Consider the following 13,343-nt stretch of genomic DNA (forward strand, 5'->3'; position numbering starts at 1 on the left):
TGAGATTGGATGGTTCGATTCGGGTCCGGACCGAACCCGACCGGAAGTGGCCGGCCGGGGTCGCGGAAATCGTCAGGCGGCTTGCTGCAGCGCCGCCTTACGGGTGGCGAAAGCCCAATCCAGCCAGGGCATCAGCGCTGCCAGATCGGACGTATCGACCGTCCCGCCTGTCCAGATGCGAAGACCGGGGGGCGCGTCGCGATAGGCCCCGATGTCGAGCGCGACGCCCTCCTTGTCGAGCAGCGAGACCAGCCCCTTTGCAAAGGCGGCCTGGGCCTCGGCATCGAGAGCCGCAATATCCGGATCGACGAAGGAAAGGCACACCGACGTGTTCGAACGGGTCTCCGGCGCCCTGGCGAGATGCCCCAGCCAGGGGCTGTTGGCGACGAATTCGTCAATCACCGCGAAATTGGCGTCCGCGCGTGCGATCAACGCGTCCAGGCCGCCAATGGAGTCGGCCCAGCGAAGCGCATCGAGATAGTCCTCGACCGCGAGCATGGACGGCGTGTTGATCGTTTCGCCGGAAAAGATGCCCTCGATCAGCTTGCCGCCCTTGGTCATCCGAAAGATTTTCGGCAGGGGCCAACCAGGCACATGGTTTTCGAGCCGTTCCACGGCGCGCGGCGACAGGATGATCATGCCGTGTGCGGCCTCGCCACCCAGCACTTTCTGCCAGGAAAAGGTCACGACATCCAGCTTGTCGAAATCGAGACGCTGGGCAAAGGCGGCCGAGGTGGCGTCGCAGATGGTCAGGCCGGCCCGGTCGGCGGCGATGAAATCGGCATTCGGCACGCGCACGCCCGAAGTGGTGCCATTCCAGGTGAACACCACGTCGCGGTCGCAGTCGACCTGGGCCAGATCCGGCAATTCGCCGTAGTCAGCCTCGATGCGCCGCACGTCGGTCAGCTTCAGCTGCTTGAGAACGTCGGTCACCCAGCCGGCACCGAACGATTCCCAGGCCAGCATGTCGACGCCGCGCGCGCCAAGCATGGACCACATGGCCATTTCGACCGCGCCGGTGTCGGAGGCCGGGACGATACCAATTCGGTGGGTGTCGGGTACTTGGAGGACCTTGCGTGTAAGCTCGATCGCCTCGGCAAGTTTCGCCTTGCCGGGCTTGGCCCGGTGCGAGCGACCGAGAGAGGCATCGCCGAGCGCTTCGAGCGACCAGCCGGGGCGCTTGACGCAAGGTCCAGATGAAAAGCGGGGATCGGCCGGGCGCATTGCCGGCATGGGGAGAGTCGTCATCGTGGTCTATCCTTCCAGATAGTAAGCCCCTCGTTGGGGAGGGGTGTCCCACGGACGGCGATATCCCAACTTGTCGCGGCGCGCAAGCGGGCACGTTGGGCGAGCAGCTGGGGTGATACAAAAAGGGCGAGGCCGAAGCCCCGCCCTTAAAAGCGATGCTCGAAGGGATGCCTACCAGAGTTCGTAACGCAGGCCCGCGCGGATCTGGTGATGCGCGATACCGCGGCGTTCCTGGCCTGCCGCGTAGTCGAAGCGGCGCAGATTGGGCGCGCTCAGATATTGGTAGCCAAGGTCAAGCGAGGCGTTATCCGTCATGCGGTAGGCGACGCCGGCATTCAGCGTGTAGGCAAGACCGGTCTGGTTGTAGCCGAAGCCCGGCTCGCCGTTGATGCCTGCGTCAAAGCGGGTGCGCGCGTGCGCCACGCCCACGCCGGCACCCACATAGGGCGTGATTCCCACCACGGTGCCGAGATCGACATAGGCATTTGCCATGCCGGTCCATAGCGCGTGATCGCCCGAGAGGCCGGCATTTCTGTAGCGGTCATATCCGGCATAATTGATGGTGGTATCGAGACGCAGGAAGTCGGTGAACTGATAACCGAAGCCCAGACCGCCGCCGAAACGATTGTGACCCGTTCCGGGAGCAACCTGATAGGTTGGGCGGCTCAGATTGTAGGTTACGTCGCCGCGCAGGTACCAGCCGGTGCCGACCTCGACGGGAACGTAGTCCGGCATCTTCTCCACGAAGATGGGGGGATCGTAGTTGAAGTCAGCCGACAGGGCGGGGAAAGCCGTGGCCAGAAAGGCGGCCGTCGCCGCGATTGCGATGTTGGATTTCATGTTTCGAGCTCCGCAGCAGGCAACGACACTCTCGCCGCCCTTTCGAAGCCATTGTTAACCATAGTGGTTAAGTGCTCGTTAAGCCTAACGGTTTCTCTCCCATCAAGGTCTGGAGGGCCAAGAAAAAAGCCCGGCCTGGGGCCGGGCTTCCTGCTCGCGCGTCAATCTCGAAAGAAGATCAGTTGAACCGGTAGCGCAGGCCGACCTTGATGTCGTGCGAGTAGAGGTTCCGGAAGACGAAGGGATCGTTCGGGAAGTCCGGATCCGCCGGCGTGACCGCGCCGGTTCTGCCATTGCCCAGATGGGTGAAGCTGTAGCCGATGTCGAGCGTGGCCTGGTCGGTCAGGTCCACGCCAAGGCCTGCATGCAACGCCCAGGCGAGCTGCCACTGAGAATGGTTGGCCGCCGTATTCACGATGTCGTCGTTCGGGGCATAGTCGCGAAAGCCCGAGATCGTGTTGCGGCTGGTACCGATACCGGCGCCGACATAGGGCGTCATGCCATAATAGGTGCCGAGATCGGCATAGGCATTCGCCAGGAACAGCAGCTCCGACTTGCGGGCCGTGTAGTGATTGGTCACCGGATCGGCCGGATCGCCACCCCGGTTCCAGCGGTCGAGCGCCGAAAAGCGCGAATCGTGCCGGTACTCGACCGTCACGTCGCCGCGCAACCACTGGTTGATCTCGTAACCGACACCACCGCCGATAAGACCCGAAGAACCGAACCGGCCACGATCGACCCAGGTGAAGTCGGAGCCAGGAAAATTGACGACGTCCTGTATGGAGTTCGAATCGAGCCCGCGATAGCGCTGGTTCGTCAGTCCGACATAGCCGCGCAGGTACCAACCACCATGGCTGACCGGCACCGGTACCGGGGGCTCGTATTTGTAGACCGGCGGATCGTAGATGATATCGGCCGCGTTGGCCGGCATCGCGGCCACCGAGAGAAGTACGGCACCCGCAAGTGCCGGTATGAAATTGCTGTGCATGACCCATTCCTTCGAGACAGGCGTGTGGCCTTTCATGTCCGAACCGCCGGACAACCCTCGTGCAGAATGGATCAAAAAAGTTAAGTCCTGCTTAACCTTGAATCTTAACCACGGCGACTTCGCTTTGCTTAAGACAAAGTAACCACACGCCGTACCGGGCGCGGGCGATCACCTTGGCGGCGTCACGGCGAGCTTCAGAAGTCGGTCGCGATGCCTTTGACTTCCCAATCCCCGAATCGCGCCGGATCGGGCCCGTTCCTGCCCCCGATTTCCGGCGGTTTCTGCTCCCCCGTGCTTTCGGCTTGCGCGCGTCGCGCCTCGGCTTCGGCAAGCGCTCTGCGGGCAGCGGGGGCAAGTTCCTTCTTCGCTGTGGGTTCGTTCATCTTTCCTCACTTATCCATGGCCGCCGGGAGCCGCCTGGAGATATTGAAACCGCAAGGGCTGGTGCCCATCATATAGAACGATCAAGCAGGGTGCGAACCCCTGAGCCGAACCGGAAAGAACCACCATGAACCTCGTCCGCACCGCAATGCTGCTTGCCTTCATGACCGCGCTCTTCATGGGCGTGGGCTACCTCATCGGCGGCGAGAGCGGCATGCTTATCGCGCTGGTGATCGCGGCCGGCATGAACCTGTTCAGCTATTGGAATTCCGACAAGATGGTGCTGCGCATGCACAACGCGCGTGAAGTCGATGAACGTTCCGCGCCCGAATTCTACCGCATGGTGCGCGATCTGGCGGCCCGCGCACAACTGCCCATGCCCAAGGTCTACATCATTGAAGAGGCGCAGCCCAACGCCTTCGCGACCGGGCGCAACCCGCAGAACGCCGCGGTGGCGGCGACCACGGGCCTGTTGCGCAGCCTGACCCCGGAAGAAGTCGCCGCCGTCATGGCCCATGAACTGGCCCATGTGCAGAACCGCGATACGCTGATCATGACCATTACCGCGACGCTCGCGGGCGCCATCGCCATGCTCGGCAATTTCGCGCTGTTCTTCCGCGGCGGCAACAACAACAATCCCCTGGGCATGATCGGCGTGCTGGTCGCGATGATTGTCGCCCCCTTCGCCGCGATGCTCGTGCAGATGGCAATCAGCCGCACCCGCGAATATTCGGCCGACCGGCGCGGCGCCGAGATCTGCGGCAATCCGCTGTGGCTTGCTTCGGCCCTGCGCAAGATCGCCAGCTCCGCAGGTCGTATCCGCAACGCCCGTGCCGAGGACAACCCGGCCACGGCGCACATGTTCATCATCAACCCTCTGTCGGGCGAGCGCATGGACGGTCTGTTCTCGACCCACCCGAACACCGAGAACCGGATCGCCGCGCTCGAGGGCATGGCGGGTGCCACCGCGCGCGGGGCCGGGTCTTCCGCCGGTCCCTGGGGTAGCGCGTCAAGCTCGAGGGGACCCTGGTCGTGAGGCCCGCCCGCCAGGGCAAGCCCGCACGATCGCGTCCGCCTGCCGATCGCCACGGGGCGGCCCTCGGCGAGGAGAAGGCTGGACTTCCCGCCCGGATGGCGGCAGCGAAGCTTCTTGCCGCCGTCGTCGACAAACATGCGCCGCTCGATGGCCTGACCGACGCGCAGGGCGGCAACCCCAGCTATCTCGCTCTCGATGATCGCGATCGGCTTCTGGTGCGGGCGATCCTCAATTCCGCCCTGCGTCACCGTCGCACGATCGAGGCCCTGATCTCTGCCCGGCTCCAGCGGCCGCTGCCGGCCGGGGCGCAGTCGCTCGGCCATCTCCTCCATGTCGGGGCGGCGCAGATACTCTTTCTCGACGTGCCCGACAGCGCGGCGGTGGATCTTGCCGTGAGCCACGCCCATGCGGATCCCCGCACGGCGCGCTTCGCGGGTCTCGTGAATGGCGTGCTGCGTGAAATCGTGCGGCGCAAGGAACGCGCCCTGCCGGCGGCGTTGGCGGCGAGCCGGGACGCACCCGACTGGCTGATCGCGCGGCTGGAAGAGACCTATGGCGAAGCCGAGACCATAGCCATCCTGGCGGCGCACCGCCACGAGCCAGCGATCGACTTCACCGTGCGCGCCGACGCGGCCGGCTGGGCCGAAAAGCTTGGCGGGGTAGTACTTCCGACCGGGTCCGTACGGGTGGCGCGCCTGGCGGCGCCGGTTCCAGCTCTTCCCGGTTATGATGAAGGCGCCTGGTGGGTCCAGGACGTGGCCGCCAGCCTGCCGGCACGACTGTTCGGCGATATCGCGGGGCTCCGCGTCGCGGATCTCTGTGCCGCGCCGGGGGGAAAGACCGCGCAGCTCGCCGTCGCGGGTGCAAGGGTCATTGCGGTGGAGAAATCCGCCTCGCGCGCGCGCCGCCTCGAGACCAATCTCCAGAGGATCGGCGTGGATGTCGAGATCAGGATCACCGATCTTTTCGACATGGATCCCGCCGAAGCCTTCGACGCGGTGTTGCTCGATGCACCCTGCTCCTCTACCGGAACGATCCGGCGCCATCCCGACGTGGCGTGGACCAAGACGCCGGAAGACATCGTCAAGCTCGCCGAGCTGCAGTACCGGATGGCCGTTTTCGCCATGCGCCTGGTGCGGCCAGGTGGCCTGATGGTCTTCTCCAACTGCTCGCTCGATCCTCTTGAGGGCGAGACAGTCGCAAGGCGGTTGATCGCTGAGGTCGAAGACTGCTTGCCGGCGCCGCTTTCGGCCGGTGAACTGCCCGAGCTGGAGCCTTTCATAAGCCCGGAGGGCCACCTGCGCACCACACCCGCAGGGCTTGCGCTGGACGATCCCCGCCTGTCGGGCATGGATGGTTTTTTTGCCGCCCGCTTCCGGCGCCGGGCATGAGTCGCAGTTTGCGCCTTCGCACAACCTCTTGAATCGTCTAGACTCTGTGAACAGGGACGGCATCGCTCGGGACGGTGCGGAGGGAAGTCGGCTTGGCGCTGATCGGGACGGATATCGGCAATAAATCGGCATTGGTCGCCACCGAGCTGTGGCGACGGATGCGTCGACGCCTGCGCGCAGGCCCGATCTATCGCTGGCGCTTCAGTGGACGCACGCCCGACCGCGTCCTGATCGCGCCGCCCGATCTGCGGCTTGCGGATGCGCAGATCGCCATCGAGATCTATCACGCGCGCTACCCGCTCGAGGGCCATGTCGTCGACACGGGCGGCCATTCGCCCTTCCTGTTCGAGACGCCTAACGTCAAGTGGCAGGCAGCGCTGCACGGCTTTCGCTGGCTGCGTCACATGCGGGCCTCCGGCACCGAACTCGCGGCGGCCAATGCGCGGGCCCTCGTCGCCGACTGGATGAACGTGAACGGGCGGCGCATTTCGGGCCTCGCCTGGGACCCGGATGTCACGGCGCGGCGCATCATCTCCTGGCTGCAACATTCAGCCGTCGTTCTGCAGGGCGCCGACTATTCCTTCTATCGCGCCTTTCTCAAGTCGCTGGCGCTGCAGATCCGCTATCTGAGGACCATGGCGCCGGAAATGCCGGATGGCGAGGCCCGGCTGAGGGCCAGGATAGCTCTATGCTTTGCAGCCCTCTCCCTGCCCGTCGCCCAGACCACGCTCAAGGGGGCGACGCGCAATCTGGCGGCCGAGCTCGACCGCCAGATATTGCCCGATGGCGGCCATATCTCGCGCAATCCCGGCACCCTGATGGAACTGCTCGCCGATCTCGTGCCGTTGCGCTACACCTATTCGAACCAGGCCGAGAACCCGCCTGAGGCGCTCATCGGCGCGGTGGAGCGCATGCTTCCCGCGCTTCGTTTCTTTCGCCACAGCGAGGGAACGCTCGCCCGTTTCAACGGCATGGGCCCGACCATCCACGACCGGGTGGCGGCCATTCTCCACCACGACGACACCGCCGGCGAACCGCTGCTCCATGCGCCCTATTCCGGCTACGAGCGCATGACGATGGCCAAGACCATCATCGTGGCCGATACCGGCACCGCGCCGCCGCGCGAGGTCTCGCACGACGCGCAGGCGGGCTGCCTCTCCTTCGAGATGTCCTCCGGCCGCCATCAGTTCATCGTGAATTGCGGCCTCGACAAGCGCGGGGCCGACGACTACCGCCCGCTCGCACGCGCCACCGCCGGCCATTCGACGGCGACCATCAACGATTCGTCCTCGGCCCGATTCCAGGTTTCGGCGCGATTGTCGCGCATCATCGGCTCGCCGATCGTGGCCGGACCGTCTCAGGTGAAATGCGAACGTACCGACACGCGACAATCGCAGGGTTTCTTGGCCAGCCATGACGGCTACGTTTCCCGTTTCGGGTTGATCCACGAACGCGAATTATCGCTTGGCGGCGACGGTTCGGTCCTGCAGGGCGCCGACCGTTTCCTGCGGCCGGGCGGCGGCCCGGTCAGGTCAGGCTTGCGGGTGGATCTCAGGTTCCACATCCATCCCGATATCGGCATCTTCCGCGACCGCGCAGAAAAGCTCGTCATGGCCGCGCGTGACGGCGAGGCCTGGACCTTCGAATGCCGGGATGTGGCGGCGGAGGTCGAGGAATCGATCTTTTTCGCCGGGCTGGGCGGGCCAAAGCGTTCCTGCCAGATCGTGCTGAGCTTCGATCCGGTAGAGCTCCAGGAGGTCGAATGGCGGCTCGTGCGCAGCAGCGACCGCCGCTGACCTTCGCGCCACATCCCCATGGGTCATCCCGCGTTCCCAAGCCCCACCGTCTGTGCTAGTGCGCGGCCCAATCCCCCGCGCGCGGAAATCTCCCGGAGACCCCTATGGCCATCGCCTCCAAGAACCATGCCGTTCCAGATCGTGTGGAAGTGCGCCGCGCGCTGCTTTCCGTCTCGGACAAATCGGGGTTGATCGAGCTGGCGCAGGGCCTCGCCGGCGCTGGCGTGGAGCTGGTCTCGACCGGGGGAACGGCCCGCGCCATCGCGGAGGCCGGGCTTGAGGTGCGCGACGTGTCTGACCTGACCGGCTTTCCCGAGATCATGGACGGGCGCGTCAAGACGCTGCACCCGGCGGTCCATGGCGGGCTGCTGGCCATCCGCGAGGATGCCGAACACCGGGACGCGATGGCCGCACATGGCATCGGGGCCATCGATCTCGCGGTCATCAATCTCTATCCGTTCGAGGAAGTGCGTGCCGCCGGTCGCGATTACGCGACCACCGTCGAGAATATCGACATCGGGGGCCCGGCCATGATCCGCGCGGCGGCGAAGAACCACGCCTATGTCGGCGTGGTGGTCGATCCGGCGGATTACGGTGCGATCCTCGAGGCGCTGGCGGCGCATCAGGGCGCCCTGCCTTATGCCATGCGCCAGCAGCTTGCCGCCAAGGCCTATGCCCGCACGGCGGCTTACGATGCCGCGATATCGGCCTGGTTCGCCGGCCATCTCGGCATCGAGTCCCCGCAGTGGCGCAGCTTCGCCGGCGAATTGCGGGAGAGCCTGCGCTATGGCGAGAACCCCCATCAGCGCGCGGGCTTCTACCTCACGGGCGAGGCGCGCGAGGGTGTCGCGACGGCCAGGCAGCTTCAAGGCAAACAACTTTCCTATAACAACATCAATGACACGGATGCGGCCTTCGAGCTGGTTTCGGAATTCGATCCTTCCCGCACCGCTGCGGTGGCGATCATCAAGCACGCCAATCCTTGCGGCGTGGCCGAAGCCTCCACGCTCGTCGAGGCCTATCGCAAGGCGCTCGCCTGTGATCCGGTGTCGGCCTTTGGCGGCATCATCGCCCTCAACCGGCCGCTCGACGCCGAGGCGGCCCGCGAGATCGTCGAACTGTTCACGGAGATCATCATCGCGCCCGGGGCCACGCGGGAAGCGGTCGAGATCGTCGCGGGCAAGAAGAACCTCCGCCTGCTCGTCACCGAGGGTCTTGCCGATCCCCGGTCGGGCGGCGCGCTGGTCAAGTCGGTCGCCGGTGGATTGCTGGTGCAGGACCGCGACTGCGCGGTGGTGGAGGATCTCGATCTCAAGGTGGTGACCAGGCGTGCGCCGAGCGAGGCGGAGATGGCGGATCTCACCTTTGCGTTCCGCGTGGCCAAGCACGTCAAGTCCAACGCCATCGTCTATGCGCGCGAAGGCGCTACGGTCGGTGTCGGCGCCGGGCAGATGAGCCGCGTGGATTCCGCGCGCATCGCGGCACGCAAGGCCGAGGATGCCGCGCTCGCCAGCGCGACGCGCGAACCGCTCACCAGGGGCTCGGTCGTGGCGTCCGATGCGTTCTTTCCGTTCGCCGATGGCCTGCTGTCAGCGATCGAAGCCGGGGCGACGGCTGTGATCCAACCTGGCGGTTCGATGCGCGACGAGGAGGTGATCGCGGCTGCCGACGAACATGGCATCGCCATGGTCTTCACCGGGACGCGCCATTTCCGGCACTAGCGGCGGTCAGGGCACCGGCGGCAGATCATCGGCCTGGCGGGCCGTGAGGCGGACGGCTGCCGGTTCGGGCAGGCGTCGCCAGATCACCCATGACGCTATCGTCGCCAGCCCCATCAGCGGGATGATGGTGGCATATGCCAGCAGAGGATCGCCCATCAGCCCGGCGATCAGCCCGCCCAGGAGACCGGTGACCATTTGCAGGAAGCCGCCGAGCGAGGCCGCAGCCCCGGCCATGGTCGGGAACGGCCCGAGCGCGGCCGTCGAAAGCGTGGGCAGGAAGAACGCCACGCCGACGCAATAGATCGCCACGGGGCCCATGATCGACAGAACGCTCGGCTCTTCCTGAAGGAAGAAGGGCAGCGGCATCAGGAAGAGCGACGCCAGCACGACAGCCAGGCCGACCGGGATCAGCCGGTGCGAATGAAAACGCGACATGGCAAAGCGCATCATCAGATTGCCGGCTAGGAACGACATCGACTGGAACAGCATGGTGAAGCCGAAGGTGACCGGAGACAGGCCGAGCCGGTTCATCAGGATGAAGGGCAGGATCGTGGCCAGCGCGTAGATAGCGCCGATGGAGAAGGCCGGAATCATGCTGGCGGACATGAAGTAGAGATCGCCCAACAGCATCCGGTACGAAGAGATCAGCGCCTTCGGCCGGATCCGCGACAGATCGCGCCCGACGGTCTCCACCATCGCGAAACGTGTCACCAGCAGGATGATGACGGCCATGGCCAGCATCAGCAGGAAGATGGCCTGCCAACCCGCCAGTTCCATCACCACACCGCCCAGCACGGGCGAGAGCGAGGGACCCAGGCTCAGCATCATGATGATGAGGTTCATGATGCGGACGGCCTTTTCGGTCGTGTAGAGATCGCGCACGATGGCCCGCGCCATGGCCAGGCCGACACCCGCGCCCACGCCCTGCAGGAAGCGTGCCGCGATCACGCCCTCGATGGTCGGCGCGAACAGACCGAGCAGCGTAGCCACCAGGTAGATGCCCATGAAGCCGTAGACGGCCGGCTTGCGCCCGAACCCGTCGGAAAGGGGTCCGCAGACCAGCTGCGAGATGGCAAAACCCGCGAAGTAGAAGGACAGGGTCAGCTTGACCATCGCTTCGGTCGTGGCGAAGGCGCGCACCATTTCGGGCATGGCCGGGGTGAAGAGCATCATCGACACGGGGCCGACCATGGTCAGAATGGCGCCCACGGCGGCGACGCGACGCTCGCTCATGACGGGGGAGGCCAGGCGCGGCGCGGATTGGCGCAGGTTCATGCTGCCGACCTCGCGCGCGTCGTCTCCTGGCGCTTCTCCCAGAGATTGGCTCTCAATCGTTTGAGCGTGGTCAGGAAATTGGCCCAGTCAGCTGGCGGAATGTCGGCTTCGACCTCCTTGCGCACGGCCTCGCCGACAGACCTGATGCGCAGAAGCACCTCGTCGGCTGCCTCCGTCATGGTCACGAGCTTGGCCCGGCGATCTGTCGGGTCCGGCTCGCGCACGACCAGGCCTTGCTCCTCGAGGCGATCGAGATAGGAGGACAGCGTCATCGCCTCGACTCCCATGCGCTCGGCAAGGACCGCCTGGCGCACCGGCCACGCGCGTGCCACGTGGGAGAGTGCACGCGCTTCGCCCGGCGTGATGCCGAGACTCTCGGCCGCGATGACGCGATCGAACTCAGCACGCAACAGACGCGCGGCGTCGGTGATCAGAAAGCCGAGGGCTTCGTCGTCGGGGCGGTAAGCCATTTGATAAGGACCACTTAATATAAGCTCTACTTAGCTTATGCGCGACGGATGTCAATGCTGCCCTCGTCCCGTTGATCCCGCCGCCCCTCTTGCCTAACTGAGGCCGGTAGTCCGCCTCCTCCCTTGAGCGAAAGAACCCACATGACCAACCATTCCGAAGTCGATTTTGACGCGAACCCGTTGACGAGCTGGGGCGGACCGCATGGCTTGCCGGCCTTCGAGCAGCTTTCGGAAGATGATTTCGCCGCGACCATCGAGGCCGCGCTGGAGGCTCACGCAGAAGAGATCGATCGGATCGCGCAAAATCCCGCGGCCCCGGACATCGACAACACGCTGGCCGCACTCGAACTGGCGGGCAAGCCGCTGGGCCGCGCCTCCGCCATCTTCTGGGTTCGGGCAGGCGCGCATACGAGCGACACGATCCAGGCGCTCGAGCGCAAGCTCTCGCCGCTGATGGCCCGTCACTTCTCCGCCATCCACATGAACGAGGCGCTGTTTGCGCGCATCGATGCGCTCTACGACAATCGCGAGGCCCTCGGCCTCGATGCCGAGACCGACCGCGTGCTGGAGAAGACCTGGAAGCGCTTCGTGAAGGCCGGCGCAAGGCTCGGTGCGGAGGCCAAGAATCGGCTGGCCGCGATCAACGAGGAACTGGCGGGGCTGGGCACGCAGTTTGGCCAGAACGTGCTTGCCGATGAAAAGAACTGGGCCGTCTTCATCGACGAAGCCGATCTTGATGGTCTGCCGGAATTCGTGCGCGATTCGATGGCCGAGGCAGCTGCCTCGCGCGGTCAGGAGGGGCGTTTCGCGATCACGCTGTCACGCTCGATCTATGAGCCTTTCATGGCGTTCTCGACCCGGTCGGACCTGCGCGAGCAGGCTTTTCGGGGCTTCACCGGCCGCGGCCGCATGGGGGGAGAAAGCGACAATGCCGAGATCGTGGCGAGAACGCTGAAGCTCCGCGCCGAGAAGGCGCGGCTGCTGGGCTACGACACCTATGCGGATCTCAAGCTCGAAGACACGATGGCCAAGACCCCCGATGCCGTGATGGGCCTGCTCGAGCCGGTTTGGGAGAAAGCCGTTGCCCGGGCCGAAGCCGACGCTGCCGAAATGCGTTCCATCGCCGCCGGAGACGGCCACAACCGCCAGATCGAAGCCTGGGACTGGCGCCATTTCGCCGAAAAGCTCCGGCTCCGGAAGCATGATTTCGACGAAGGCCAGCTGAAGCCATATCTGAAGCTCGACAACGTCATCGCGGCCAGCTTCGATGTGGCAGGCCGTCTCTTCGGATTGAGCTTCGAAGAGAAGAGTGGAATTCCGGCCTGGCATGAGGACGTCCGCGTCTTCGAAGTGCGCAACGCCGATGGCAGTCACCGCGCCATGTTCCTGGCCGACTATTTCAACCGGCCGACCAAGCGCTCCGGCGCCTGGATGACCGGACTGCAGTCGGGCCACCGTCTGGGCGACGGGCAGTCCCCGATCATCGTCAACGTCATGAACTTCGCCAAGCCCGCCAAAGGGCAAGCCGCCCTACTCTCCATGGACGAGGCACGTACCCTGTTCCACGAATTCGGCCATGCGCTGCACGGCATGCTGTCGGACGTCACCTGGCCGTCGATCTCGGGCACGTCCGTCGCGCGGGACTTCGTTGAACTCCCCTCGCAGCTCTACGAGCACTGGCTGACCGTGCCCGACATCATCCGCACGCATGCGGTTCATCATCGCACCGGCGAGCCGATGCCGCAGGCTCTGCTCGACAAGATGCTGGCCGCGCGCAATTCGGATGCCGGCTTCGCCACGGTGGAATTTGCCGCGTCGGCGCTGGTGGACATGGCCTATCACGCGGCCGCCGAGCCGCCCGCCGATCCGCTGGCCTTCGAAGCGGAGACGCTGGAAAGGCTGGGCATGCCGGCAGCGATCGCCATGCGCCACGCCACGCCGCACTTCCTGCACGTCTTTTCCGGCGAGGGATATTCAGCCGGCTACTATTCCTACATGTGGTCGGAAGTGCTGGATGCCGATGCTTTTGCGGCCTTCGAGGAGACCGGCGATCATTTCGATGCGCAACTGGCGGAGAAGCTGCGCCGCCACATCTATTCGGCCGGGGGATCGCGGGATCCCGAAGAGCTTTACATCGCCTTTCGCGGGCGCTTGCCGAGCCCCGAGGCGATGATGGAAAAGCGCGGGCTCGCCTGAG

At 65.2% G+C, this 13,343-nt stretch carries 11 protein-coding genes; 5 read left to right on the forward strand and 6 right to left on the reverse strand.

Annotated features, from left to right (window positions below; genetic code table 11):
- Positions 1–72: 72 nt before the first annotated feature.
- The 4 genes from GRZ55_RS01890 to GRZ55_RS01905 form a co-directional block, all read right to left on the reverse strand.
- Entirely contained in the window at positions 73–1,248 is a 1,176-nt protein-coding gene (locus tag GRZ55_RS01890) for a phosphoserine transaminase (RefSeq protein ID WP_169285181.1), read from the reverse strand.
- A gap of 171 nt (positions 1,249–1,419) precedes the next feature.
- Positions 1,420–2,088, reverse strand: a complete 669-nt coding sequence (locus GRZ55_RS01895; protein WP_169285182.1) for an outer membrane protein — start codon at positions 2,086–2,088, stop codon at positions 1,420–1,422.
- A gap of 178 nt (positions 2,089–2,266) precedes the next feature.
- Positions 2,267–3,076 carry an outer membrane protein gene (locus tag GRZ55_RS01900; RefSeq protein WP_169285183.1) on the reverse strand — a complete coding sequence of 270 codons (810 nt, stop codon included), beginning with the start codon at positions 3,074–3,076 and terminating at the stop codon, positions 2,267–2,269.
- A 194-nt stretch (positions 3,077–3,270) separates the two neighbouring features.
- A complete protein-coding gene (locus tag GRZ55_RS01905; protein ID WP_169285184.1) occupies positions 3,271–3,459 on the reverse strand; it encodes a DUF1674 domain-containing protein in 189 nt (62 codons plus the stop codon).
- A gap of 125 nt (positions 3,460–3,584) precedes the next feature.
- Between GRZ55_RS01905 and htpX the strand changes: the two genes are divergently transcribed.
- The 4 genes from htpX to purH all read left to right on the forward strand — a co-directional run bounded on the left by htpX (position 3,585) and on the right by purH (position 9,401).
- Positions 3,585–4,493 (forward strand): zinc metalloprotease HtpX, encoded by a 909-nt coding sequence (gene htpX / locus GRZ55_RS01910; protein WP_169285185.1) that lies wholly within the window; start codon positions 3,585–3,587, stop codon positions 4,491–4,493.
- The gene (locus tag GRZ55_RS01915) at positions 4,484–5,884 is read left to right on the forward strand and encodes an RsmB/NOP family class I SAM-dependent RNA methyltransferase (RefSeq protein ID WP_246734491.1); all 1,401 of its coding nucleotides are present in this window, start codon (positions 4,484–4,486) and stop codon (positions 5,882–5,884) included. The genes htpX and GRZ55_RS01915 overlap by 10 nt, the downstream gene beginning before the upstream one ends.
- A gap of 158 nt (positions 5,885–6,042) precedes the next feature.
- Positions 6,043–7,680, forward strand: a complete 1,638-nt coding sequence (locus GRZ55_RS01920; protein WP_169285559.1) for a heparinase II/III family protein — start codon at positions 6,043–6,045, stop codon at positions 7,678–7,680.
- Positions 7,681–7,784: 104 nt separating this feature from the next.
- Positions 7,785–9,401, forward strand: coding sequence for a bifunctional phosphoribosylaminoimidazolecarboxamide formyltransferase/IMP cyclohydrolase (gene purH / locus GRZ55_RS01925; RefSeq protein WP_169285186.1), 1,617 nt, complete (start codon positions 7,785–7,787; stop codon positions 9,399–9,401).
- Positions 9,402–9,407: 6 nt separating this feature from the next.
- Here purH and GRZ55_RS01930 read toward each other — a convergent pair whose 3' ends face one another.
- A complete protein-coding gene (locus tag GRZ55_RS01930; RefSeq protein WP_169285187.1) occupies positions 9,408–10,676 on the reverse strand; it encodes a multidrug effflux MFS transporter in 1,269 nt (422 codons plus the stop codon).
- Entirely contained in the window at positions 10,673–11,146 is a 474-nt protein-coding gene (locus GRZ55_RS01935) for a MarR family winged helix-turn-helix transcriptional regulator (RefSeq protein ID WP_169285188.1), read from the reverse strand. Before GRZ55_RS01935 ends, GRZ55_RS01930 begins: the two co-directional genes overlap by 4 nt.
- A 141-nt stretch (positions 11,147–11,287) precedes the next feature.
- Between GRZ55_RS01935 and GRZ55_RS01940 the strand changes: the two genes are divergently transcribed.
- Positions 11,288–13,342 carry a M3 family metallopeptidase gene (locus tag GRZ55_RS01940; RefSeq protein ID WP_169285189.1) on the forward strand — a complete coding sequence of 685 codons (2,055 nt, stop codon included), beginning with the start codon at positions 11,288–11,290 and terminating at the stop codon, positions 13,340–13,342.
- The last annotated feature ends 1 nt before the right edge of the window (position 13,343 follow it).

It is taken from the genome of Chelativorans sp. ZYF759 (assembly GCF_012911015.1).
Lineage (GTDB): Bacteria > Pseudomonadota > Alphaproteobacteria > Rhizobiales > Rhizobiaceae > ZYF759.

Coding starts and splice junctions, on each gene's coding strand:
- GRZ55_RS01890 (WP_169285181.1), bottom strand. CDS start 1,248: ATGACGACTCTCCCCATGCCGGCAATGCGCCCGGCCGATCCCCGCTTT.
- GRZ55_RS01895 (WP_169285182.1), bottom strand. CDS start 2,088: ATGAAATCCAACATCGCAATCGCGGCGACGGCCGCCTTTCTGGCCACG.
- GRZ55_RS01900 (WP_169285183.1), bottom strand. CDS start 3,076: ATGCACAGCAATTTCATACCGGCACTTGCGGGTGCCGTACTTCTCTCG.
- GRZ55_RS01905 (WP_169285184.1), bottom strand. CDS start 3,459: ATGAACGAACCCACAGCGAAGAAGGAACTTGCCCCCGCTGCCCGCAGA.
- htpX (WP_169285185.1), top strand. CDS start 3,585: ATGAACCTCGTCCGCACCGCAATGCTGCTTGCCTTCATGACCGCGCTC.
- GRZ55_RS01920 (WP_169285559.1), top strand. CDS start 6,043: ATGCGTCGACGCCTGCGCGCAGGCCCGATCTATCGCTGGCGCTTCAGT.
- purH (WP_169285186.1), top strand. CDS start 7,785: ATGGCCATCGCCTCCAAGAACCATGCCGTTCCAGATCGTGTGGAAGTG.
- GRZ55_RS01930 (WP_169285187.1), bottom strand. CDS start 10,676: ATGAACCTGCGCCAATCCGCGCCGCGCCTGGCCTCCCCCGTCATGAGC.
- GRZ55_RS01935 (WP_169285188.1), bottom strand. CDS start 11,146: ATGGCTTACCGCCCCGACGACGAAGCCCTCGGCTTTCTGATCACCGAC.
- GRZ55_RS01940 (WP_169285189.1), top strand. CDS start 11,288: ATGACCAACCATTCCGAAGTCGATTTTGACGCGAACCCGTTGACGAGC.